This window comes from Leifsonia sp. Leaf264 (assembly GCF_001422325.1).
GTDB lineage: Bacteria > Actinomycetota > Actinomycetes > Actinomycetales > Microbacteriaceae > Orlajensenia.
In genome coordinates, this window is sequence record NZ_LMMR01000007.1 from 607721 (window position 1) to 630880 (window position 23160).

Consider the following 23160-nt stretch of genomic DNA (forward strand, 5'->3'; position numbering starts at 1 on the left):
ACCATGCCCACCGCCGACCGCGTCCTCGTTCTCATCGGAGCGGGATCCGCCGTGTTCACCCGAGGCCTTCTCGCCGACCTGATCGGCGCCGACGACCTCGGCGCCTGGGAGATCAGGCTCGTCGATGTCGATCCCGTCGCCCTCGACGTCGCCACCAGCCTCGCCCGATCCATGGTGGAGGCCCGCGATGTGGGCGGGAGCATCCGGGTGACGAGTAGCACCGACCGCCGCTCCGTCCTGCCGGGTGCCGACTTCATCGTCACCTGCGTCGGAGTCGGCGGACGGCCCGCGTGGCAGCTCGACCACGAGATCGTGCAGAGGCACGGCATCTACCAGCCCGTCGGCGACTCGATCATGCCCGGCGGCATCTCACGGCTGCTGCGCACCACTCCGGTGCTCGTCGAGATCGCGCGCGACATCGCCGAACTCGCCCCCGACGCGTTCTACTTCAACTACTCCAACCCGATGACCGCCAACGTGCAGGCCATCCACCAGGAGACCGGGCTCGACGTCGTCGGCCTCTGCCACGGCATGCACCACATCCAACGTGAGCTGGCTCAGCTCATCGACGCCCCGTTCGAGCGCACGTCGACGCTGTACGCCGGCATCAACCACCTGACCTTCATCTACGACTTCCGGCTCGATGGCCGGGACGCCTGGCCTCTCGTGCGCGAGCGGGTGCGACGTGAACTCGCGGAGATCCCGGATCCGGCGGACATCGGCAACATCTTCTACGAGAAGCCGACGGCGTGGCACAATCCGTTCGCCTGGGAGCTGTTCGAGCGCTACGGAGCCTTCGCCGCAGCCGGTGACCGGCACGTCGTGGAGTTCTTCCCGGAGCGCTTCGCCAACGGCGACTACTACGGCAAGAAGCTCGGGGTGGATGCCTTCAGCCTCCCCGAGATCCTCGAATGGGGCGAGAACCGCTACCAGGGCATGAAGCGCCAGGCCCTCGGCGAGGAGCCACTCGACCAGACGATCTTCGAGCGCAGCGGCGGCGAGCAGGAGCAGTTGATCGCGATCATCCGCTCGATCACGTTCGATTCGCGCGAGATGTTCTCCTGCAACGTCGTCAACAACGGGCTGGTGCCGGGGCTGCCCGACTGGTCGGCCGTCGAGATCCCCGGAGTCGCGACGGCCCGCGGCATCCGCCCGGTCGCCGTTCCCGACCTGGGCAAGCCACTGACCGCCGTGCTGGCGCGGCGACTCAGCTCGGTCGACATCGCGGTCGATGCCGCCCTGCACGGCGACCGCGACCTCGTCGTGGAGGCGATGATCGCCGACGGCGCGATCGTCGATGTCGACGCCGCAGCAGCACTCACCGACGACCTGCTCGCCGCACAGGCCCAGCACCTGCCGAGGTTCGCATGAGCGCCCGCAACCTCGGCGCCGAGGAGCGCGCAGCCGCCGAGGAGCGCGCAGCCGCCGAGGAGCGCGCAGCGGCCGAGGACACCGCGTTCGCCGCCAGGACGGGAGTGCCAACCCACGAGTGGGGCGAAGGCCTCCGCAGCCAGCAGTGGTTCGCCGCCGAAGGCAAGACCGGATTCATGCATCGAGCCTGGCTGCGAAGCGAAGGGCTGCCCGACGACAGCTTCCGTGGACGCCCGATCATCGGCATCGCCAACTCGTGGAGTGAACTCACCAGCTGCAACATCCACCTGCGCGCCCTCGCCGAGCATGTCAAGCGCGGAATCTGGCAGGCCGGGGGAGTGCCGTTCGAGTTCCCGACCACCTCGGCCGGAGAGCCGATCGTGCGCCCGACCGCGATGCTGCTGCGCAACCTCATGGCGATGGACCTCGAGGAGACCCTCCGGTCCAATCCGCTCGACGGCGTCGTACTCCTCGCCGGATGCGACAAGACCACTCCCGCGTACCTGATGGGGGCGGCATCCGTCGACCTCCCGGCCCTGCTCATCACCGGTGGACCGATGCTCAACGGAAAGCATCGCGGCACCGACATCGGCTCGGGAACCTCGGTGTGGAAGTTCACCGAGGCGTACCGCGCCGGCCTCATGGACGACACGGCCATCACCGAGGCCGAGGGCTGCATGGCCCGGAGCCAGGGGCACTGCCAGACCATGGGCACGGCATCGACCATGGCGTGCATCTCGGAGTACATGGGCATGCAGTTGCCGGGAACGGCGTCGCTGCCGGCCAACGACTCCAGGCGCGCGGTGGCAGCCCACCTCGCCGGACGGCGCATCGTGGAGATGGTGGCAGAAGATCTGCGGCCGTCGAAGATCCTCACCAGGGCGGCCTTCGAGAACGGCGTGCGCGCGAACGCGGCGCTCGGCGGATCCACCAACGCGGTCATCCACCTGCTCGCCCTCGCCCGTCGCGTCGGGGTCGAGCTGACCCTCGACGACTTCGACTCCCTCGTTCGCGACATCCCCGTGCTGGCCGACCTCATGCCGAGCGGCCGGTTCCTCATGGAGGACTTCGAGTACGCCGGTGGCACCGCCGGCTTCGCCGAGACCCTGGGCGATCTGCTGCACCGCGACACCCTGACCGTCACCGGAGCGACCCTCGGCGAGAACTACGCCGGCGCCGAGGTGTTCGATCGTGACGTCATCCGCCCGCTCGACAACCCGGTCAAGCCGGTCGGCTCCGGCATCGCGGTCCTGCGGGGCAACCTCGCTCCGCGCGGCGCCGTGATCAAGCAATCGGCCGCGACGCCCGAGCTCATGCAGCACACCGGGCGTGCGCTGGTGTGGGATTCGCTGCAGGCCTACCTGACGGACGCGGACGACCCAGACCTCGACGTGAACCCCGAGGACATCCTCATCGTGCGCAACGTCGGTCCGAAGGGCTACCCGGGCATGCCCGAGGTGGGCAACCTGGCGCTGCCCCGCAAGATCCTGGAGGCCGGCGTCACCGACATGGTGCGCATCTCGGATGCACGGATGAGCGGTACGTCCTACGGCACCGTCGTACTGCACGTCGTGCCGGAGGCCGCGGCCGGCGGACCCCTGGCGTTCGTGCGCACAGGGGACACGGTGACGGTCGACGTCGCCAACCGCTCACTCCACATGGACGTGTCCGACGAGGAGCTCGAGGCGCGCCGCGGGGACTGGCGTCCGCGGACGGTTCCCGGAAGCGAACGCGGCTGGACCCGTCTCTACATCGACCATGTGACCCAGGCCGACGAGGGCCTCGACCTCGACTTCCTGCAGGGGCGCAGCGGCGCCGCGGTCGGGCCGCAGGCCTTCTGATGACAGCGGATCGGCGCGTGCTCGTGGTCGGGGCATCCGGGGTCCTCGGCCCCGCCGCGACGATTCTCGCGTCGCGCGACTGGCGGGTGACGGGCGTCGCGCGCAACCGCCGCCTCCCTGATGGCGTCGAGGCGCTGTTCGTCGACGCGGCACAACGGGAGCGACTCGAGAAGGCGCTCGCGGGACGCCGATGGGACGCGGCGATCGTCTACGCGCCGGCGCTGAGCGACGCGTCGCTCGACGTGGTGCGCGCCGCGGTCGACGGAGCAGTCGTCGAGGTGCGCGTCAGCGCGGCCGCCGACCCGGCGCTCGGCGAGTTCGTCGTGCTGCCGAACGTGCTCCAGCTGGGCTGGCGTGCGGAGGCCGACGGATCGACCGCGTGGCACGATGCAGCCGAGATCTCCGCCGCTGCCGTTGCCGTGCTCGACGACGGACGGGGTCGCGTGCTGGGCGCTGTGCGTCCGTGGGAGCACCGCCCGTGATCCTGGTTCTCGCCCTGTCGCCGAGCCTGGACGTCACCTACGAGGTGTCGTCGTTGGCGGTGAACGGCATCACGCGACCGGCATCCGTCACCAGGGTCGCCGGCGGGAAGGCTCTCAACATGGCCAGGGTCGCGGCCGCCCTCGGATCCGAGGTGCATGCCGTCGTACCGCTCGGCGGCCACACCGGGGCGTGGATCGACGAGATGCTCGCGGGAGACGGCGTCACGGCCGACATCGTGCCCAGCGCTGCGCCGACCCGCACCTGTGTCGCCATCGTCGAAGACGGCGATGCGCCCGAGAGTACGGACGTCTACGAGCGGGCCGCCCCGGTGAGCGCGCAGGAGTGGCGCGGCATCCGTTCCGCCGTCGAGCTGGCGCTCGAGCGTCACCGACCCGCCTACCTCGTGCTCTCGGGATCGATCCCCGACGGTGTCGTCGTCGAGGAGCTGGTCGAGCTGCTGCTGGAGGCGCGGAGGATGGCTGCACGCGTCGTCATCGACGGCTCCGGCGCTGGACTCCGGGCCTGCGTCGTCGCGGCGGACCTGATCAAGATCAACCGCTCGGAAGCGGCCGAGCTGCTCGGTGTCGAGACGGCGGCGTTGCCCGACGGAACGACGGCGTGCCGCGAGCTGCGTGCCCGGTACGCCGTCGATTCGGTCGTGACCGACGGCATCCGCGGTGCAGCGGCATCGAGCGTCGAGTTCACAGGCACTGTGGCGGCACCGCGGCGCCGTGGCCGCTTCTCGGCCGGCAGCGGTGACGCCTTCCTCGGCGGACTCGTCGCGGCTCTCGATCGCGGCCTCGGCTGGGCCGACACCCTCAGTGCGGCCGCTGATGCCGCCGAGCGCAATGCCCTCGTGCCCGGTCAGGGCCGACTGGCGTGATCCGCTGGTCGTAGGGGTGACCGGCCGAGTCGTTCAGGCGACTGATGCCGCTCCGGGCCCGCGCACGACGGCGACGTCGGCCGTATCGTGCTCGACTCCGTCGGCGTCGAGGAAGGCCAGCCGCACCGGTGACCCCGTGGCCCGGTCGGTGTAGACGGCGGCCGAGCCGAAGCCCGTCGGACGGAACTCGTCGCCCCAGGCGTTCATTGCGGCGAGCACGGGAAGCAGGGCGGTGCCGGCATCCGTCAGCACGTACTCCTCGCGCTCGCGTTCCCCGTCAGCGCGATAGGGGCGCCGCTCGAGGATGCCGGCGTCGACGAGCCGGCCGAGTCGATCGGTGAGCACGTCGGGGGCGACGCCGAGTCGGGAGCGGAACTCGGCGAACCTGGTGCGGCCCCAGAACGCCTCGCGCACGATGAGCATCGACCACTTCTGGCCGAGCACCTCGAGGCTGCGGGCGATGGAGCAGCGCTCCAGGCTAGGGGTCGGCGTGCTGTCCATGAAGCGATCATAGCAACTGAGTAGGAGAAACGTAGTCAGCATGCTAACTTCGACAAACCAATCCAGGTGGGGCTCGGATGAGCTCGGAAGGCGGAGCCGCATGACGTTGTCGCAGCGCGGGAGTTTCTGGACGGCGGCGTCGGTCGCCGGTCTCGCCCTGTGGGCGAGCGGGGCGCCGACGGTGGTCTATCCGCTGTACGCCCAGGAGTGGGGACTGCCTCCTGCCGTGAGCACGGCGATCTTCGCGGTCTACCCGATCGTGCTCGTGCCCGTGCTCATTGTGTTCGGCAACCTCTCGGACGTCATCGGCCGCCGAGCGGTCATCCTCATGGGGTTGGGGGCACTCGGCGCTGGATCGGTCGTGTTCGGACTCGCACCGGACCTCGCCTGGGTGTTCGTCGGCCGTGCCCTGATGGGCGTGGGTGTCGGACTCTCGCTGAGTCCTGCGACGGCGGCGATGGTGGAGTTCGGCGGTCGTGATGGCGCACGTCGAGCGAGCTCTGCGACGACGGCGGCGACAGCCACGGGCCTCGCCCTCGCCACCCTCGTCGGCGGAGCCCTCGTGCAGTACGCGCCGGCCCCCATGCACCTCAGCTTCTGGGTGCTCACGGCGGTCATCGTCGTGGTCGCCGTCGCCGCGTACCTGCTACCGCGGCACGTGCGCGACGACAGCCAACGCTGGCAGCCGCGCCTGCCCCGGATGCCGCTCGGCGAGCGCCCGTCCTTCATCGCCGGCACCCTCGGCATCTCGGCGGCCTACGCCATGGGCGCCATCTTCCTCGCACTCGGCGCGCAGATCGCCCGCGACCTGGTGCGCAGCGACAACGCCTTCGTCGACGGCGCCATCATCTCGCTCTCGGCCGTCGCCATCGGCGTGGTCGCCGTGCTGTCGCGGCCGCTGCGGCCCCGACTGGCCGTGACCTGGGGCCCGGTCTTCGCGACGGCCGGACTCGGCCTGCTCATCGTCGCCGGCCTCGCGCACTCCCTGCCGGCCTTCATCGTCGCCTCGCTCGTCGCCGGCGCCGGCTACAGCCTGATGTTCTCGGGCGGACTCGGCCTCGTGACGGCCAGCGCCCCGGCGCACCACCGCGCCGGCGTCATCTCGGCCGCCTACGTGATCGGCTACCTGGTGCAGGCCGTCGCGGCTCTCGGCCTCGGCGTGCTCGCCACCTCCGTCGGCCTGCAGGCCGCCCTCGAGATCGGCGCCCCGATCATCCTGCTCATCGGCGTCGCCTCTCTCGTCGTGGCGAACACGCAGCGACGGATGCCGCTGGCGGCGTAGCGGCATCCGCGGGTCGCCCGCCGGTGACGGAGGGCGCTACCGCGGCGTGATCTCGTCGACGAAGGCGTGCGCCTCCTCGCAGATCGCACGCCACCGATCGGCGCCGTCGGCGAACGGCACCGAGGCCCACTCCTTCGCCGGACCACCGTGCATCACCATGTTGTCGAGGCCGAGCGCCTCGATGCGCTCGGCCGGCAGCTTGACCACGAGCGAGCCGTCTGTAGAGACGAAGGCGAACAGCTTGCCGCGCACCGAGTAGCCCTCGGAGCCGAACATCCTGCCGACGGCGACGTCGGGCTGCTTCTGCAGCTCGGCCGTCACGGCGTCGAGGAGTTCACGGCCGGCCAGTCGCTCGGGCCTGGGTCCTGCCGGCTTCTCGGTCATGCCTCGACGGTACGACCGGCACCTCCCCTGGGCAAGGGGCGCTGGTCCTCGTCCGTGTCAATGCCCCGACCTGTGTCGGCGGGCGGTGGCAGACTGGCGACGTGCTGCTCCAGGAGCTTGTGACGACGACGGATGCCGTGACTGCGACGCGCTCGCGCATCGCCAAGGTCGACGCCCTCGCCGGGTTGCTGCGCCGCCTCGACCCCGACGAGATCGCCCCGGCCGTCGGCTTCCTCGTCGGAAAGCCCCGCCAGGGGCGCGTCGGCGTGGGCTGGCGCGGCATGGAAGCGGCCATGGGATCGCCGGCCGAGGAGGCGTCGCTCTCGGTCGCCGATCTCGACGCCGTGCTCGATCAGCTCCTCGCGATGGCGGGAGGTGGCGCGGGTTCGTCAGCCGCCCGCGCCGACGTGCTCCGTTCCCTGACCGCACGCGCGACAGCGACCGAGCAGGACCTCGTCGGCCGGGTGCTTCTCGGAGAGGTGCGCACCGGCGCCCTCGAGGGCGTGCTCACCGACGCCGTGGCTCGGGCATCCGAACGTCCGATCGCGAGCGTGCGCCGGGCGGCCATGCTGTCGGGAGACCTCGGCGAGACCACACGGCTGGCCCTCACCGGCACGGCCGAGGAGCTCGATGCCGTCGGCCTCGTGGTCGGGCGGCCCTTGCTGCCGATGCTCGCGGGAACAGCGGCCAGCGCCGCGGCCGCGCTGGAGGCGACCGGAGAGGCATCGGTCGAGTTCAAGCTCGACGGCGCCCGCATCCAGGTGCACCGCTCCGGAGACGACATCCGCGTCTTCACCCGCAATCTCGCCGACATCACCCGTCGGCTGCCCGAGGTCGTCGACGTCGTCCGGCGGATGCCGGTGCACGACGTCATCCTCGATGGCGAGACCCTCGCGCTCGACGAGGACGGCGCGCCGCGGCCGTTCCAGGAGACCATGTCGACGTTCGGGGCCGATGCAGCGCGCACGACGGTGCTGCATCCGTGGTTCTTCGACGTGCTCCATCTCGACGGACGCGACCTGCTCGACGAGCCCCTCGCGATCCGCATCGCCGAGCTCGAGCGCATAGCGCCGGCCAATCGCATCCCCGGCGAGATCACGAGTGACCCCGAGGTGGCCGAGCGAGTGTCGCGCGAGGCGCTGGCCGCCGGTCACGAGGGCGTCGTCGTGAAGGCGATCGGGTCGACGTACGCCGCGGGCCGACGTGGGTCGAGCTGGATCAAGGTGAAGCCCGTGCACACCTACGACCTCGTCGTGCTGGCGTGCGAGTGGGGTTCGGGCCGGCGCACCGGGCTGCTGTCGAACCTGCACCTCGGAGCCCTCGACCCGACCGGCGAGTTCGGGGAACCCGGCGGCTACGTGATGGTCGGCAAGACCTTCAAGGGGCTGACCGATGCGCTGCTGCGCTGGCAGACCGAGTGCTTCCAGGAGATCGAGGTGCGTCGCACGGCCGGCACTGTCTGGGTCGAGCCCGTCACGGTGGTCGAGATCGCGATCGACGGCGTGCAACGCTCGAGCCGCTATCCCGGCGGAATCGCCCTGAGGTTCGCCCGCGTCAAGCGCTATCGCGACGACAAGCAGGCGACGGATGCCGACACCATCCAGACTCTGCGGGCGATGCTGCGCGAGTAGTCCACGGCTTCGCCTCCAGTGGCGCACGCGGCCGGCGAGTGCCATGCTGGCGGCACGCGACCCGATCGTCGGAAGGAGACCTCATGCAGGACCTCACGGGCACGGCCACCGAGCGCCTGGAGCAGCTCGCCCGCATCAGCAGCTCGGAGCGGGACCGGGACTGGCTCGATCGGCAGCTCACTGCGGCGTTGGAGGGCTGGCAGCGGTCCGAGGATGTCGTGAACGAACAGCGCGAGGGTCACGCGGACTACTGACGCTGCTCGAGCCCCAGCCACGCAGCGAGGTTCGCGATCTCGGCGTCGACGGCCGACAGCATCCGTTTCGAGAATGGAACGTCTTCGTGCACGGCGTTGACGGTGAAGGTGCCGGCCTTGCGATCGGCCTTGGCGTCGAGCTTTCCGACGAGGGAGTCGTCGTGGAGGATCGGCAGCGCGAAGAAGCCCCACCGGCGGGCGTCGGCGGGCTTGTACATCTCGAGCGTGTACTCGTACTCGAACAGCTCGAGAGTGCGCTGGCGGTTGTGCACCAGCCTGTCGAACGGTGAGAGCAGGGCGGTGCGTCCGATGAACGGCTCGCTCAGCCGGGCGAGCTGTGCGGCATCGACGCGCCATTCGCCCGGCACGCCGTCGACGATCGCGGGCTCGCCGGCGGCACCGACGTCGCCGGGTTCCATCGGGAAGGTCGTGGTCTTCGCCCGGGCGATGCCGAGGGAGGCGAGACGACGCTCGTTCCGGATGCTGACGGCCTCGTCGGCCGGTACGGTCTCGAGGTCGGGCGGGTAGACCCTGTCGGCGAGGTCGAAGATGCGCTCGCGACCGCGGCGGGAGGAGATGGCCACCTCGCCCCGCGAGATCAGGAACTCGAGCATCTGCGTGGTGTTGCGGTCGTTCTTCCAACCCGACGATGGCCACGGCACCACCGAGGTGTCGGGGATCTCCCGGGACGTCAGCGGTCCCGCGGTGCCCAGCCGGTCGAGGATGTCCTGGCGGAACCCGGCGTTCTGCTCGAACCACACCCGGCTGCGCTCGTAGACGGGGTACTCGGCCATGGCAGCGCGGAACAGCGCGAGATCCTCGACCGGCCGGATCAGCACCTCGAACTCCACCAGCGAGCGGTCCTGCTCGAGGGCGCTGGTGAGCTGCGCCGGCTGGTAGCCGTTGCCGATCCGGCTCCAGGCGACGAGGTCGGCATTCGGCGCGACCGCCGCGGTCGGGTCGATCTGCAGCAGGGTGACGTGACGCACGAGCTCGACCAGGTCGGTCGGCCGCTCGGCGTCGAGCAGCTGCGCCCGCACGGCGATGCGGCGCGCGTCGGTGCGGCTGAGGCGGTGCGGCTCCATGCGTCCACGGTACGGCGGGGCTGCGACATCCGTCAGTCTCGGCGGCGAAGAGCCGTCGCGGCTGCAGCTGCCCGTGACCAGCGAGACCGTCGCCTCAGCGCCGCACCACGGGGAACAGCTCGGTGCGTGCGATCACGCGATCACGCTCGGAAGCCAGCGCGAGACGGCGCGGGTCGGCGAGGTAGGACTCCATCGCCGCGCGGCTCGGAAAGCCGTAGGCCTGCACCTCGACCGGATGCCCGTCGGATCCCGAGCCGATCATGCGCTCGAGGATCTCACCGCCGTGTTCGGGCATGAGCGCGAGCACGGCGTCCTCGTACGCTGTGAGCTCGGTCTCGAGCCCGGGAGTCGCCCAGAGCAGGCAGCAGAGCGTCAGTTCCCCGGTGGGCGGCGTCGTCATGCGGGGAGTCTAGCCACGGGCCGAAGCCGACGGTGGGCCGAAGCCGGCGGCGCCTAGCCCAGCGCCGCGACCAGGTCGTCGTAGAGGTCGTCGACGTGCTCGAGGCCGACCGAGAGGCGCACCAGGCCCTCGGGGATGGTCTCGTGCTCGGCGGCCCAGCGACGACGACGCTCGAAGGTCGACTCCACGCCGCCGAGGCTGGTGGCGTGCAGCCAGAGCGCCGTGCGCGGAACGAGGGCGTCAGCGGCATCCGCCCCGCCCTTCACGACGATCGAGATGATGGCGCCGAATCCCGGGTAGCGCACCTCCTCGAGGGCGGGGTGGTCGGCGAGGCGGCGCACGAGCTCCCGGGCTGTGGCCTGCGCGCGCTCGAGCCGCACCGAGAGGGTGCGCAGGCCCCGCAGCGCGAGGAAGGCCTCGAGCGGCGACGGGATCGCCCCGTAGAGCGAGCGCCGGCCGAGCACGGCGTCGTGGTGCGCATCCGTCGCCGTGATGACGGCACCGAGCAGCACGTCGCTGTGGCCCGCGATGTACTTGGTCGCCGAGTGCACCGAGATGTCGGCGCCGAGCTCGAGCGGGCGCTGCAGCACCGGCGTCGCGAAGGTGTTGTCGACCACCACGATGGCGCCGGCTGCGTGAGCGGCCTCGGAGATGGCGGGGATGTCGGCGAGCTCGAGGGCCGGGTTGGTGGGCGATTCGATCCAGACCATGGCGGCGCCGACGGATGCCGCAGCCACGGCGGCGGCATCGGCGATGTCGACGTACTCGACCTTCAGGCGCCCCTCGCGGGCGCGGTCGTCGAGTTGCAGCACCGTGCCGGTGTAGGACCGGCGGGGCGCGACGACGACGCCGCCGGGCTCGACCAGGTCGAGCACGGCCGAGATGGCGGCGAGGCCGGAGGCGAACGACAGGCACCGGCCACCCTCGAGTCCGCCGAGGGCGTCTTCGAATGCGGTCCACGAGGGATTGGCGTAGCGGCCGTACTCGCGCTCGCCGCCGGCGACGTAGGTGGAGGCCAGCGTGAGCGGGACGTTGAGCGGCTCGTCGACCTTCCGTGCCGGGCGACCCGCGATGATGGCGAGGGTCTCGGGGTGGAAGGCTGGGTTCTGCTCGTGCACGGGTCCTCCGGTGTGGCTGGGGCGCTCGGTGCCGCGCCCCTCCCAGTATCGAGGATCGGCGGTGCGCGTTACGCCCCGCCCTGCAACCGCCCGATCTCCGCCCGCGCAGCCTGCACGATCTCATCGTTTGTGTGGGCGTGACCCCAGAGGCCCCAACCGCCGGGGGTCGCCTCGGTGAGCAGCACCCAGACGCGATCCGCGGCGATGGACCCGCCGCTGGCCTCAACGACGAGGTCGGTCAGCCTCCGGACCACCTCGATCTGCTTGTCGCGGTCGAGAGCGTCGGCGTTGGTGAGCACCTGCACGCGCACGTGGTCGTCGGCGCCATCCACATCGGACAGGGCTCCGGCCGCCAGGTCATGCACGAAGGCCGCGGTGTTGCTGCGGAACATCGGGATGTCGGGGACCTGCTCGACCTGCTTGACCACGGATGCCGCCTGCCGGGCGAGGCCGTGCACGTCGGCGAAAGTTCCGGCGACGGCGTAGATGTCGATCATGGGCATGGGATGCCTGCTTCCTGCGGGTCGGGTCGAGATTATGACGATCGTCATAACGCTAGGCTATGAACCTCGTCATAGTCAATGGAGGTCCGATGGTCGCCGATGCCCGAGCGCGGATGATCGACAGCGCAGCGGTGCTGCTCGCGCGCCATGGCTCCCGGGGTGCCTCGTTCAGCGAGGTGCTGGCGGCATCCGGCGCACCACGAGGTTCGCTGTACCACCACTTCCCCGGTGGGAAGGAGGAGCTCGTGCTCGCGGCACTCGACGCTGCCGGCGCTCGGGCCGACGGAGTGCTCGACGGCCTGGTCGGGCGCGACGCCGTAGCCGTCACCGAGGTGTTCCTCGGGCTCTGGCGGCGTCTCCTCGTCGCGACGGATTTCGCCGTCGGCTGCGCTGTCGCCGGCGTGACTGTCGACGCGGAGTCCCCGGTGCTCATCGAGCGCTCAGCCGCCGTGTTCCGCGGCTGGCGCGGTCGCCTGGCGACTCTTCTCGAAGCAGGGGGAGTGCCATCGGCTCGCTCGGCTGCCCTCGCCGCGACCGTCATCGCCGTGAGCGAGGGTGCCGTGCTGTTGGCACGGGCCGAGCGCGACCTCGCGGTCTTCGACCTGGTGGCCGATGAGACCATCGCGGCGGTCAGGGCCGCGCTGTCCATCGGCGTCTGAGCGCCGGCTACGGCAGCGTCGCCGCGAGCAGGCCGAGGATCGGGGCCGGGATGCCGTCGGCCGGGATGCGCTCGGCGAAGGCCCGTGCCACCCGGGCCTTGCGACCGGCTCCGGCGCCGATGAAGCGGTGCAATTGATCGACGAGCGCGCGTTCGCGCTGCGCCGGCTGTCGCCGCATCCGCTCGAACCGGGCACCCTCGCCCTGCTCGGCGACGATCGCGACGGCGACATCGATGCCCAGCGCGCGGATGAGCTCGTCCTCGAGGTCGTGCCGGCAGGCGAAGAAGCCCAGCTCCTCGAGGGCCACCGGAGTGGCGGCATCCGCGAGTCCGGCGCGTTCGAGCGCACGGCGGAAGACCGGCACCTCCTGCTCGTCGCAGAGGCCGCTGAGGGTCAGCCCGTGGCCGCCGGGGCCGGCGATCTCGAGGAATCGCGGCAGGCTGTTCGCGCCGCCCATGCCGACGACGGCCGTGCCCTCTGAACCGAGATCGCGGCCCACCGTGAGCGCGAACTGCAGTACGGCCTCCCGATCGCTGTCGCCCTCGACGAGCACGACGCGTCGGAGCGGGCGGATGCCGTCGCTCGCAGCGGCGAAACGCCTGAGGTCGGCGGGATCCATGCCCTCAGGCTGGCACATCGGCGCCGGCCCCGGACGTAGGGTGAGAGCCGGCTTGCATCCGTGCCGCTGCTTTGCGAAGGTGAGAGACGTGCCGAGACCCGACCGCCCCACCTTCGCGGGCGTGCCGATGCGTCGGCTCGCGTGGATGATCCCCGCGGCGATCGTGGCGTTCGCCATCGTCGTGCTGGTGGCGCGCTGGCTGCGGGAGCAGCCCGAGGTGATCGCCTTCATCGAGCAGTACCCCGGCGGCACGACCCCGCCTGACGGTTCTCCGGTCGGCATCCCGGCGTGGCTCGCGTGGCAGCACTTCCTGAGCGCATTCCTCCTCGTGATGCTGGTGCGCACGGGGCTGCTGCTCAAGTCGGGTGAGCGGCCGCCGGCCTTCTGGACCCGCGACAACACCCGGTGGCCGCGCACCAGGCGCGCCCCGCGTCGGCTCGGCATCCCGCTCTGGCTGCACCTCGTGGTCGATGCGCTCTGGGTGCTCTGCGGCCTGTCGTACATCGTGCTGCTGTTCGCGACCGGCCAGTGGGTGCGAATCGTGCCGACGGACTGGGGCATCGTGCCGAACACCATCTCGGCGCTGCTGCAGTACGCCTCGCTCGACTGGCCCGTCGAGGACTCCTGGGTCTCCTACAACGCAGCCCAGCTGCTCAGCTACTTCGCCGTGGTGTTCATCGCGGCGCCGCTGGCGATCATCACCGGCCTGCGGCTGTCGCCGGCGTGGCCGCTCGAGGGCGCCTGGGCGCGGGCGTTCCCCGAGAAGCTCGCACGGGCGCTGCACTACCCGGTGATGCTGTTCTTCCTCGGGTTCACGGCCGTGCACGTCTTCCTCGTGCTCACGACCGGCGCGCTGCGCAACCTGAACATCATGTACGCCGCCCGCGACTCCGAGGACTGGGTGGGCTTCATCATCTTCGTCATCTCGGTGGTGGCGATGGTGGGGGCGTGGCTGCTGGCCAAGCCGTTGGTGCTGGTTCCCCTGGCCGCCCGCTTCGGACGCGTGCAGGGGGTTCGGCCGCAGCAGAAGCGCTGAGCTCGCGCGGCTCGTGTTGCCTGCGCCGATCGCGCGGATCGCACCCGCGGTCGTACACTCGCCGGATGACCACCGAGCTCGACGTCTCCACTCCAGACGGTCGGATCCTGCACGCCTATGACACGGGGCCGGATGCCGCATCGGGCCTCACCCTCGTCTGGCACCACGGTTCGCCGCAGACCGGGGCGCCGCTCGAACCCGTGCTCGCGGCCACGCTGGAGCGCGGCATCCGCCTGGTCTCCTACGGTCGGCCCAGTTACGGCGGATCCACGCCGAACCCCGGACGCGACGTGGCGTCGGCCGCCGGCGACGTGGCGGCGGTGACGGATGCGCTGGGCATCGACAGCTTCGCCGTGATGGGGGCGTCAGGCGGCGGGCCACACGCTCTCGCCTGCGCCGCGCTGCTGACCGATCGGGTGCGCGGCGTCGTGACCATCGCTGGCATCGCGCCGTACACCGAGCGCTTCGACTGGTTCGCCGGCATGGTCGCGCCGGGTGGACTGCGGTCGGCTCTCGACGGCGGTCGCGACGGGCGGGTGGCGTTCGCTGCGATCGACGAGTTCGACCCGGAGCAGTTCATCGCCGCCGACTTCGCGGCCCTCGACGGCGAGTGGTCGTCTCTGGGAGCCGATGTGGGCCGCTCGGCGCAGTGGGGCGATGACGGCCTCATCGACGACGACGTGGCGTTCGCCTCCCCCTGGGGCTTCGACCTCGAGCAGGTCTCGGCTCCGGTCCTGCTCGTGCAGGGCGACCTCGACAGGGTGGTGCCGCGCCTCCACGGCGCGTGGATGCTGAGCAGGCTCCCGAACGCGCAACTCTGGGCGCGGCCGGACGACGGCCACGTGTCGGTGCTCTCGGTGATCCCCGATGCGCTGGACCGCCTGGCCGTGCTTATCGACGCCGACCGAACCACCGACCGACCCGCCGACCGACCCGCTGACGCCGGCTGACCCGCGGGCGCGGCGGGCGGCATCCGTCACCGACAGACGTGAACGCACCGCCGTGTCAAGGTGGTGAATTTCGCCGGTCAGGCGCCCATACTGGGATTCCCTACCGCAGGAGCCAGCAATGAAGATCCAGAACGCCTTCCGCCTCGGCCTGATCGGCACTCTGGGCGTCGGACTCGGCATCCTGATCCTGATGTCGATCGTGTCATTGGCGACCATCCTCACCTACGTCGGCGCGGCACTGTTCCTCGCTCTCGGGATCGAGCCGCTGATCTCGTTCCTCGAGCGTCGCGGCTTCAAGCGCTGGCTCGCCCTCCTCACCACGATGGTGGTGTTGCTGGCGGCCATCGCCGGACTGATCTGGGCCATCGTGCCGCTGATCGTCGATCAGTCGACGCAGGCGATCGACGGCATCACGAAATGGGTGCAGAGCGGCGACGCCCTCGACTGGCTGCATCAGCTGCAGCAGCAGTTCCCGACCGTCGTGAACCAGGACAACCTCGATTCGGTCGTGCAGTACTTCCAGGACAACGCCGGGAAGATCGGCGGCGGCGTGCTCCAGGTGGGCCTCGGCATCATCACCGGGCTGTTCGCCACGATCATCGTGGTCATCCTGACGATCTACTTCACCTCATCGCTGCCCGCCATCAAGCGCAGCACCTACCAGCTCGTGCCGGCCACGAAGCGTGCCCGCTTCAGCGAGCTGGCCGATCAGATCACCGACTCGGTCGGCAAGTACGTGATGGGGCAGGTGGCGCTGGCCCTCTGCAACGGAATCCTCAGCGCGATCTTCCTCACGATCATCGGCGCCAAGTTCGCGATCCTGCTGGCCGTCGTGGCCTTCACCTTCTCGCTGATCCCGCTGGTGGGAACGATCACCGGTTCGGTCATCATCGTTCTCGCCTGCCTGATCACCAGCCCGGCCACGGCGATCGCGGCGGCGATCTACTACATCATCTACATGCAGGTGGAGGCCTACGTGCTGAGCCCGCGCATCATGAACCGCGCGGTCTCGGTGCCCGGAGCCGTCGTGGTGATCGCAGCCCTGGCCGGCGGATCACTGCTCGGCATCCTCGGCGCACTCGTGGCCATCCCGGTGGCCGCGTCGATCCTGCTGATCATCAAGCAGGTCGTGGTGCCGCGCCAGAACGAGCTCTGAGCGGGCTCAGCCGACAGGATGGACCGGTTGTGGCTGCGGGAGGAGCGACGTAAGGCGATGGTCGGACACGTCCGTCAGGCGCAAGCAATCCAGTCGAAGTGGCTCACCCGCCTCCAGACCCTCGAACCGAACCAGTTGACGACGTCCGATCTGATCCGGTGGGCGGAGGTCGCGACCCGGATGGAGCGAGACGCGCTGTCCCTGTCCGGCTCGACGGTGGATGTGAATGTGAGTGGTGCCATCGGCATTACCGACGTGACGTCGCTCTCCCCGGAGGACGTCCACGAGCGGCTTGGTCTGCTGCAGATGGAGGTCGCCACCCGATCGAGGACGCCTGTCGCAACGCTCAGACCGCTACGAGCCCATTCGGACCTCAGGTTGAGGCATCGTCATAAAGCTCTCGCAGCATTCGGAGAAGCCGCTCCACCACCACGCCGAAAAGTGCGAGCGGGCCGATGTCCAGACTGAACAACATGTGCGGGTTCCCGTTGGAGTCCACAGTGCCCAAGTCGACGGTCTTGCTCATGTCCATCATCATCCCCCGGCTTCCGTGCGCCATCCCGCTGCATAGTTTCCACGCGCCCAGGGGACTCTGCTGCTCATGATTAGGGAATTTGCGACCGACCTCGATCAGCATGTCCGTCGTCGACCCGGGGTCACTCAATGCACGCTGAAGCCTGTTCTCGACTCTCACCTCCTCCAGCCGATCGACGATGTCCGAAGCCTTCCAGCTGACGCCGAACACGGCAGCAGCAGATCCGAAGTCGTTTGCATCCTTGTAGGTGACGCTCAATGCCCTGTTCATCCGCTTGACGCGAGTGCCGCCCGCAAGCAGCCAGCACCCCCACGCCGCGGTCTCTATCGCCGCCCGCATCTGCGGGTACAGCGCCATGGTCGGCAGTTCATCCAATCCGCCAAGGCCCGCATCATGGCACGCCTTCAGTACCGCCACGACGTTCTCGCGAGCCGCCGAATCGAAGTGCCGCACCAGATACGACAGCGGATCAACCCGAAGTGCTACGTCATCGCCATCCATCTGCGAGCCGGGCGTTGGACTAGGCAAGTCGTCCAGAGTTTCAAACCAGCGCAACGTCTCGGTCATCACGTCTAGCGCGTCGGCAGGCTCAAGCGGAAGTTGATGGTGGCTGTCGGCCGAGGCATTCATGCCACTCACGCTAGTGACCTCGCCCTACGTATCGACGCAAGCGAAACCACGCGTTGTTTCGGGTTCCAACAGTGACGATCAACTCCATCATCGCCCCGCGAATCACCATTTTGAGATATGACTTCGACTCTCGGACCTACACAGGCCGAACCGGGCTCAGAACTTCTTGCCCTCGGCCTTCGCCTTGATGGCCTCGAACTCGCCGGGAGTGATGATCCCCTGATCGCGCAGGGCTGCAGCCTTGGTGATCTCGGCCTGCGGATCGGCGAAGGACTCCGCCTGGATCTTCGAGCGGTCCTCGGAGAGGATCTCGGTGTTGGCGCGCGCCGCTGCACGTTCGTTCATGCCGGTGCCGCGGGCGATCAGGTAGACGAGGGCCGTGATGAACGGCAGGAACACCATCGCGACGATCCACAGCGCCTTCAGACCGCCGTTGAGCGACTTGTCGCGGAAGATGTCGGCGAGGATGTAGATCAGCACGAAGAGGTAGGCGACGTAGGCGAACGCCCAGAAGAAGAACCAGACGAAGCCCCAGAAGTCGTTGAACATGATCGCTCGCTCTCATATGCAGACACCGGCCCGCCCGTGCGTCTGACCACAAACTATCGTTCGGGCGCGAGAAATGGAGCGAAGCTCACTGTCGAGTCCGCAACATACCGAGCGACAGGTTTTGTTTCGAATATGCTGTTCCCAGAGGTGGCGCGTACGGGGGTCTGCGCCGCGCATCCGTCATGCGGATGCGGGAGGGAAGCCCAGGGGGACACGGGCTTCCCTTTCCTTCTCCCCGGGCTCGTGATCTCCGGTCTCGAGACTGATCTCGCGACCGGCCGAGCGGCCGGGGTGGATCGGCGGCTCGGATCGCGCGGCTAGCATGGCGGCAGTGCGCTGACAGGAGGCCGATGGTGTCGCAGGAACGTGCCCGTGTCACGCGGGAGCGGATCATCATCGGCGCCGCCGAGACCTTCGATCGTTGCGGCTTCGGCGCGGCATCACTGTCCGACATCGCCGAGGCGGCGGGCGTGACCAAGGGGGCGCTGTACTTCCACTTCAGGTCGAAGGACGAGATCGCCGGTGCCGTCATCGACGCCCAGCACGCAGCGGCGTCGCACTCGGCCAAGACCATGGTGCTCACGAGCGAGACCGCTCTCGAGACTGCGGTGCAGCTCTCGGCAGGGTTGGCGCGGCGCCTGCAGTCGGACCCGCTCACCAGGGCCGGCATCCGACTCACGACGGAGTCGTCGTCGTTCGACGCTCCAGTCCGTGGGCCGTACGAGGACTGGTTGACCACCTTCGAGTCGATCGTGGCAGCCGCGATCGAGGCCGGCGACGTCAGGCCGGGGACTGACCCGGCCATGCTCGCCCGATTCATCATCCCGTCGTTCACGGGCATCCAGATCATCTCCGAGGTCTTCAGCGCCCGCTCCGACATGCCGGAACGGGTCGCCGAGATGTGGGACATCATCTTCGCTGCCACGGTTCCGGCCGATCGCCTCGACGGGGCGCTCGCCCTCGTCGACAGGCACCTGCGGAGCTGAGCGAGCGTCGTGACGAGCGGAGCTGGTGCTCAGCGTGTGCGGGCGATAATGGAGACGATGAACGACAACCGGGCGGACCAGCCGAAACGACGGGCGCAGTGAGCGCGAACGCACCTCGCGTGCTGGTGGTGGTGCCCACCTACTGCGAGGTCGATTCCCTGCCTCCGCTGGTGGAGCGCGTTCTCGCCTCGGCGCCGCACCCCGATGTCCTCATCGTCGATGACAATTCGCCCGACGGAACCGGGGCGCTGGCCGACAGCATCGCTGAGGGCGACCCTCGGGTACAGGTGCTCCACCGAGCGGGCAAGGAGGGCCTCGGTCCGGCCTACATCGCCGGATTCCACCGCGCGCTCGAGGGGTCACGGGCCTACGACGTCATCGTGGAGATGGACGCCGACGGATCGCACCAGCCGGAGGAACTCGCCCTGCTCGTCGCCGCCATCACGGCGGGAGCCGACCTGGCCATCGGGGCACGCTGGATCCCGGGCGGCCGCACTGTGCACTGGCCGTGGTACCGCAAGCTCATCTCTCGCAGCGCCACCGCTTACGCGCGGGTGATGCTGCGCTCCCATCTGCACGACATCACCTCGGGGTACCGCGCCTTCCGGGCGCCGTTCCTCGCCTCGCTCGACCTCGACGGCCTGCAGAGCGCCGGCTACGCCTTCCAGATCGAGGTGGCCTGGCGTGCCGAGCGTGCCGGCGCCGACGTGCGCGAGGTGCCGATCACCTTCGTCGAACGCCGGGACGGGGCGTCGAAGATGACGACCGGCATCGCCATCGAGGCGATCGGCCAGGTGACCCGCTGGGGCTTCAGTCGTCGCCAGTGGCGGTCGGCGTCGGCGTCGGTTCGGGTGCCGGCGCCGCCTTCCCCACCACGAGCGTGATCGTCGAGCCCGGCGGCACAGCGCTGCCGGAGGGCGGGTCCATGGAGAGCACGGTCCCGACGGCCTTGGCGTCGGTCGTCGCCTGCTCGGTCAGCTTCACGGCGAATCCGGCATCGCGCAGCGTCTTCGCGGCCCCCTCGGCGTCGCCGCCGACCGACGGCACGATCACGAGCGCTCCGTTCGACGTGTAGGCCGTGATGAGCGACCCGCGAGGTGCTGAACCCGATGGGTCGGTTCCGGCGACCTGACCGGCCGGCAGCTCGGAGTCCCTGGCGCCGCCGTCGATGAATCCGAAGCCGGCGTTCTCGATCAGCTGTTCGGCCTCGGCGATCGACTTGCCACGCACATCCGGAACATCGGCCATCACGGTCACGAGGGTGCTGCCGTCCGGGTCGGCGAACTCGCCGCCCGGGTAGCGCGCGTTCGCCGTCGACATGATCCTCGGCCAGATCTGGTGACGGATGACGGCGGCCTGCGTGCCGTTGAAGTAGGTGTCGCGCAGGTTGACGTGACCGCTCGCGTTGTAGACGCCGACCGTGGTGGCCACGCGCGTGCTCGCGCCGCTCATCCAGGTGGCCTCGGCCTCGTCGGTGGTACCGGTCTTGCCGATCATCGGCGAGTGCGGCTCGGTGCGGCCGTCGGAGGCCGAGCCGGTTCCGCCGCTCATGACCCGCTGCATGGCGTAGGCCATCGCCGAGGTGATCCGGGCGTCGACCTTCTGGGCGCAGCCGGCCGACGGGACGGGGATCTCCTTGCCGTGCCTCAGCACCCGATCGATCACGATGGGCTTGCAGACCTTGCCGTTGGCCGCGACGGCGGCGAACGCCGCAGCCATCGTGACCGGGGCGACCTCGTTGGTTCCCAGGATCGAGGCGGGCCCCTGCTGGAGCGGGTCGCCGTCGGCGCGGTGCACCCCGAACGCCTCGGCGGTCTGGCGGATGCCGCACAGGTCGAGCTGCTTCGCCATCGCCACGAACCCCGTGTTCTCGGAGTTCTGGGTGTTGTACAGGGCCGTCCAGGTGCCGCCGCCCCCGCCTTCATCGTTCCGCGGGCTCCAGGACGGGTCGGACTGCGGTCCGAGGCAGCTGTCGTTGAAGGTGCCCCAGTCGCTTCGCCTGTAGGCGTTGACGTACTCGTTGAGGGAGTGCCCCTCCTTGATCCACTCGCCCAGGGTGAAGATCTTGTAGGTCGATCCCGGCTGGAATCCGGCCGATCCGCCGTAGTCGCCGTCGGTGTTGTAGTTCACGGCGCTGTACTCGGGATTGGTGAGCACTTCGGGATCGTCGGAGAACTGCTTGTTCTGGGTCATCTCGAGTACCCGTCCCGTGCCGACCTCGACCGATACGCTCGACGCCCCGACGTCGATGCCCGGTGCGGTCCGCGGGATCAACTCGGTCATGGCGGCCTCGGCTGTGCCCTGCAGATCCAGGTCGATGGTGGTGAACACGTCGAGGCCACCGCGCTTGAGCAGGTTCAGGCGTTCGGCCTCGGTCGCACCGAAGGCCTCGTCGTTGCGGATGGTCCAGTAGACGTAGTCGCAGAAGTACGCCGACCCGCCGGCGCTGGTGCAGCCCGTGCTCGGCTCGGTGATGACCGGGGCGATGGCCGTGGCCACGGCCTCGTCGTGCTGCTCCTTCGTGATCTTGTCGTACTCGAGCATCTTGTCGAGGATGTAGTCCCGACGCGACAGCGTGTGGGCGTAGCCGTTGTCGGCCCCGTTCGCGGCGCTGTCGGGCTTGTCGAGCCGGAACTTCTCGGGATTGTTGACGATGGCGATGAGGGCGGCGGCCTGCTCGAGGGTGAGCTTCGCGGCCGAGGTGCGGAAGTAGTAGTTCGCGGCCGATTCGATGCCGTAGACCCGCCCGCCGAAGAAGGCGATGTTGAGGTAGCCGAGGAGGATCTGGTTCTTCGTGTACTTCTTCTCGACGCCGATCGCGAGTCGCATCTCCTTGAGCTTGCGGTCGGGGGTCTGCTGGATGGCGGCCTCGACCGCCGCGTCCTCCTCCTCGGGCGTCTTCGCCGTGGCGACGGCCTGCTGCACGCGCACGTTCTTGACGTACTGCTGGGTGATGGAGGACCCGCCCTGGATGTCGCCGCCGGCGACGCTCACGAGGGCTGCGCGCAGGGTGCCCTGGATGTCGATGCCGCCGTGCTCGTAGAAGCGCGGATCCTCACCGGCGACGGCGGCATCCTTCGCGTACTGCGACACGTTCTGCCAGTCGACCTCCTCGCGATCCTGGTCGAAGAACGATGCGAGCAGGTAGGGATCGCCGTTGTCGAGGGTCGCGTAGAGGTTGGTCTTCTGTGCGAGGTCGGTGATCTCGAGGTAACCGGGCAGCTTCTCGAACAGCGAGATGCTGCTCGTCGCGGCCATTCCTCCCACGGCGAGCGCCGGGGTCACGGCCACGACAGCGAGTACCGCCGCTGCGACGCTCAGGCCGGCGATCGCGAGGAGGGCACGGCCCCGTGACGACGCGGTCTCCCGGGAATCGCCCGCCATCCTCGCCCCTCTCGTCACGAGCATCCGATCGACGGAGGCTCGGGCCCGCACCCTCCCATCCCCGGGGGTGCGCCGCTCTCCTCCTGACTCTGACAGATGGCGCCGAGAACAGCGGTATTGGATGCGCGATCGTGATGAGCATCCGTGATCCGTCGGTCAGTCGGTCCCGGCGCGCAGGTAGGCGAGCTGGGCGCGAACCGACGCCTCGGCCGCGGGCCGCACAGCCGGATCCGTTCCCGCATAGACGAGGTCCGTGACGGCGCCGACCGAGGCGTCGGCGCCGAGATCCACGAGCGCCCGGCGCACCTCGTCGAGGCGCCCGGCGCGGTGTGCGAGGTAGGCCGCAGCGACCAGGGAGAGGTCGTCGAGCTCCGGCCCATGCCCGGGGAGCACCCGGGCCGACCCCAGCGACCGCAGCGTCTCGAGCGAGCGCAGGTAGGGGCCGAGGGCGCCGTCGGGATCGGCGATGATCGTCGTCCCGCGGCCGAGCACGGTGTCGCCGGTGAGCACGGCCCCGGCGGCGCCCTCCTCGGCCAGGTGGAAGCAGACGGAGTCCGCCGTGTGGCCCGGGGTGGCGATCACCCGGAGTCGTACGCCCGCGGCCTCGATCACCTCGCCGTCGACGAGAGCGCCGGCGTTCCGGCAGAGGGCAGCGTCGAACGCGCGCACCGGCGCACCGGTGGCTGCCGCCAGGGCAGCGGCCCCCTCCACGTGATCGGCGTGGTGGTGGGTCAGCAGGATGAGCTCGACGTGGCCGCCTGCCGCGAGTTCGGCGAGGTGGCCGTCATCGGCGGGTCCGGGATCGACCACGATGACGGATGCCGCACCCGGCGCTGCGAGCAGGTACGAGTTCGTGCCGTCGAGAGTCATCGGACCGGGGTTCGGGGCGAGCACGCGACGGAAGAGGGAGGCCATGCCAG

The 23160-nt window shown here is 69.6% G+C and carries 24 protein-coding genes; 13 read left to right on the plus strand and 11 right to left on the minus strand.

Annotated elements, in window-relative coordinates:
* Positions 1-3: 3 nt before the first annotated feature.
* From ASF30_RS18620 to ASF30_RS18635, 4 genes are read left to right on the plus strand one after another with little or no spacing between them, the layout of a single operon-like run.
* Positions 4-1371, plus strand: coding sequence for a family 4 glycosyl hydrolase (locus ASF30_RS18620; RefSeq protein WP_055910162.1), 1368 nt, complete (start codon positions 4-6; stop codon positions 1369-1371).
* Positions 1368-3212, plus strand: coding sequence for an IlvD/Edd family dehydratase (locus ASF30_RS18625; protein WP_082468055.1), 1845 nt, complete (start codon positions 1368-1370; stop codon positions 3210-3212). The genes ASF30_RS18620 and ASF30_RS18625 overlap by 4 nt, the downstream gene beginning before the upstream one ends.
* On the plus strand, positions 3212-3694 hold the full coding sequence (locus tag ASF30_RS23035; protein WP_162240777.1) for a hypothetical protein: 483 nt from the start codon (positions 3212-3214) through the stop codon (positions 3692-3694). The genes ASF30_RS18625 and ASF30_RS23035 overlap by 1 nt, the downstream gene beginning before the upstream one ends.
* Entirely contained in the window at positions 3691-4578 is an 888-nt protein-coding gene (locus tag ASF30_RS18635) for a 1-phosphofructokinase family hexose kinase (RefSeq protein ID WP_162240778.1), read from the plus strand. Before ASF30_RS23035 ends, ASF30_RS18635 begins: the two co-directional genes overlap by 4 nt.
* A gap of 33 nt (positions 4579-4611) precedes the next feature.
* Here ASF30_RS18635 and ASF30_RS18640 read toward each other — a convergent pair whose 3' ends face one another.
* Complete coding sequence (locus ASF30_RS18640; RefSeq protein WP_055910168.1) at positions 4612-5079, minus strand: winged helix-turn-helix transcriptional regulator; 468 nt, start codon at positions 5077-5079, stop codon at positions 4612-4614.
* A 100-nt stretch (positions 5080-5179) separates the two neighbouring features.
* Here ASF30_RS18640 and ASF30_RS18645 point away from each other — a divergent pair, with 100 nt between their 5' ends.
* Complete coding sequence (locus ASF30_RS18645; protein WP_055910170.1) at positions 5180-6361, plus strand: MFS transporter; 1182 nt, start codon at positions 5180-5182, stop codon at positions 6359-6361.
* Between the two features lie 36 nt (positions 6362-6397).
* Here the strand turns inward: ASF30_RS18645 and ASF30_RS18650 are convergent, their stop codons facing one another.
* Positions 6398-6745 carry a hypothetical protein gene (locus ASF30_RS18650; protein WP_055910173.1) on the minus strand — a complete coding sequence of 116 codons (348 nt, stop codon included), beginning with the start codon at positions 6743-6745 and terminating at the stop codon, positions 6398-6400.
* A 101-nt stretch (positions 6746-6846) separates the two neighbouring features.
* Between ASF30_RS18650 and ASF30_RS18655 the strand changes: the two genes are divergently transcribed.
* Positions 6847-8376, plus strand: a complete 1530-nt coding sequence (locus ASF30_RS18655) for an ATP-dependent DNA ligase (protein WP_055910176.1) — start codon at positions 6847-6849, stop codon at positions 8374-8376.
* Between the two features lie 83 nt (positions 8377-8459).
* Positions 8460-8630, plus strand: coding sequence for a hypothetical protein (locus tag ASF30_RS22885; RefSeq protein ID WP_157497495.1), 171 nt, complete (start codon positions 8460-8462; stop codon positions 8628-8630).
* Here the strand turns inward: ASF30_RS22885 and ASF30_RS18660 are convergent.
* The 4 genes from ASF30_RS18660 to ASF30_RS18675 form a co-directional block, all read right to left on the minus strand.
* A complete protein-coding gene (locus ASF30_RS18660; RefSeq protein WP_055910179.1) occupies positions 8624-9715 on the minus strand; it encodes a DNA glycosylase AlkZ-like family protein in 1092 nt (363 codons plus the stop codon). The genes ASF30_RS22885 and ASF30_RS18660 overlap by 7 nt on opposite strands.
* A 94-nt stretch (positions 9716-9809) precedes the next feature.
* Positions 9810-10115 carry a hypothetical protein gene (locus tag ASF30_RS18665; RefSeq protein WP_055910182.1) on the minus strand — a complete coding sequence of 102 codons (306 nt, stop codon included), beginning with the start codon at positions 10113-10115 and terminating at the stop codon, positions 9810-9812.
* 53 nt (positions 10116-10168) lie between these two features.
* Positions 10169-11233 carry a trans-sulfuration enzyme family protein gene (locus ASF30_RS18670; RefSeq protein ID WP_082468061.1) on the minus strand — a complete coding sequence of 355 codons (1065 nt, stop codon included), beginning with the start codon at positions 11231-11233 and terminating at the stop codon, positions 10169-10171.
* A 68-nt stretch (positions 11234-11301) separates the two neighbouring features.
* Complete coding sequence (locus tag ASF30_RS18675; protein ID WP_082468063.1) at positions 11302-11784, minus strand: tautomerase family protein; 483 nt, start codon at positions 11782-11784, stop codon at positions 11302-11304.
* 41 nt (positions 11785-11825) lie between these two features.
* On the opposite strand from ASF30_RS18675, the gene ASF30_RS18680 reads away from it, so the two are divergent.
* Positions 11826-12395, plus strand: a complete 570-nt coding sequence (locus tag ASF30_RS18680) for a TetR/AcrR family transcriptional regulator (RefSeq protein WP_055910187.1) — start codon at positions 11826-11828, stop codon at positions 12393-12395.
* 7 nt (positions 12396-12402) lie between these two features.
* Here ASF30_RS18680 and ASF30_RS18685 read toward each other — a convergent pair whose 3' ends face one another.
* Positions 12403-13014 carry a TOPRIM nucleotidyl transferase/hydrolase domain-containing protein gene (locus ASF30_RS18685; RefSeq protein WP_055910190.1) on the minus strand — a complete coding sequence of 204 codons (612 nt, stop codon included), beginning with the start codon at positions 13012-13014 and terminating at the stop codon, positions 12403-12405.
* 88 nt (positions 13015-13102) lie between these two features.
* Here ASF30_RS18685 and ASF30_RS18690 point away from each other — a divergent pair, with 88 nt between their 5' ends.
* From ASF30_RS18690 to ASF30_RS18700, 3 genes are all read left to right on the plus strand, one after another.
* Positions 13103-14050, plus strand: a complete 948-nt coding sequence (locus tag ASF30_RS18690) for a cytochrome b/b6 domain-containing protein (RefSeq protein ID WP_235480391.1) — start codon at positions 13103-13105, stop codon at positions 14048-14050.
* A 65-nt stretch (positions 14051-14115) separates the two neighbouring features.
* Positions 14116-15000 (plus strand): alpha/beta fold hydrolase, encoded by an 885-nt coding sequence (locus tag ASF30_RS18695; protein ID WP_055910196.1) that lies wholly within the window; start codon positions 14116-14118, stop codon positions 14998-15000.
* 118 nt (positions 15001-15118) lie between these two features.
* Positions 15119-16156 (plus strand): AI-2E family transporter, encoded by a 1038-nt coding sequence (locus ASF30_RS18700; RefSeq protein WP_055910199.1) that lies wholly within the window; start codon positions 15119-15121, stop codon positions 16154-16156.
* Positions 16157-16529: 373 nt separating this feature from the next.
* On the opposite strand, the gene ASF30_RS18710 is transcribed toward ASF30_RS18700, so the two are convergent.
* Positions 16530-17321 carry a hypothetical protein gene (locus ASF30_RS18710; RefSeq protein WP_055910205.1) on the minus strand — a complete coding sequence of 264 codons (792 nt, stop codon included), beginning with the start codon at positions 17319-17321 and terminating at the stop codon, positions 16530-16532.
* Between the two features lie 156 nt (positions 17322-17477).
* A complete protein-coding gene (locus ASF30_RS18715; RefSeq protein WP_055910208.1) occupies positions 17478-17870 on the minus strand; it encodes a PLD nuclease N-terminal domain-containing protein in 393 nt (130 codons plus the stop codon).
* Between the two features lie 350 nt (positions 17871-18220).
* Here ASF30_RS18715 and ASF30_RS18720 point away from each other — a divergent pair, with 350 nt between their 5' ends.
* Both ASF30_RS18720 and ASF30_RS18725 read left to right on the plus strand, forming a co-directional pair.
* Entirely contained in the window at positions 18221-18856 is a 636-nt protein-coding gene (locus tag ASF30_RS18720) for a ScbR family autoregulator-binding transcription factor (RefSeq protein WP_055910211.1), read from the plus strand.
* Between the two features lie 98 nt (positions 18857-18954).
* Entirely contained in the window at positions 18955-19740 is a 786-nt protein-coding gene (locus ASF30_RS18725; RefSeq protein WP_055910214.1) for a polyprenol monophosphomannose synthase, read from the plus strand.
* Here the strand turns inward: ASF30_RS18725 and ASF30_RS18730 are convergent.
* Positions 19667-22240: a transglycosylase domain-containing protein gene (locus tag ASF30_RS18730; protein ID WP_055910217.1), complete on the minus strand. Its 2574-nt coding sequence runs from the start codon at positions 22238-22240 to the stop codon at positions 19667-19669. The genes ASF30_RS18725 and ASF30_RS18730 overlap by 74 nt on opposite strands.
* Positions 22241-22396: 156 nt before the next feature.
* Entirely contained in the window at positions 22397-23155 is a 759-nt protein-coding gene (locus ASF30_RS18735; protein WP_157497497.1) for an MBL fold metallo-hydrolase, read from the minus strand.
* Between the last annotated feature and the right edge of the window lie 5 nt (positions 23156-23160).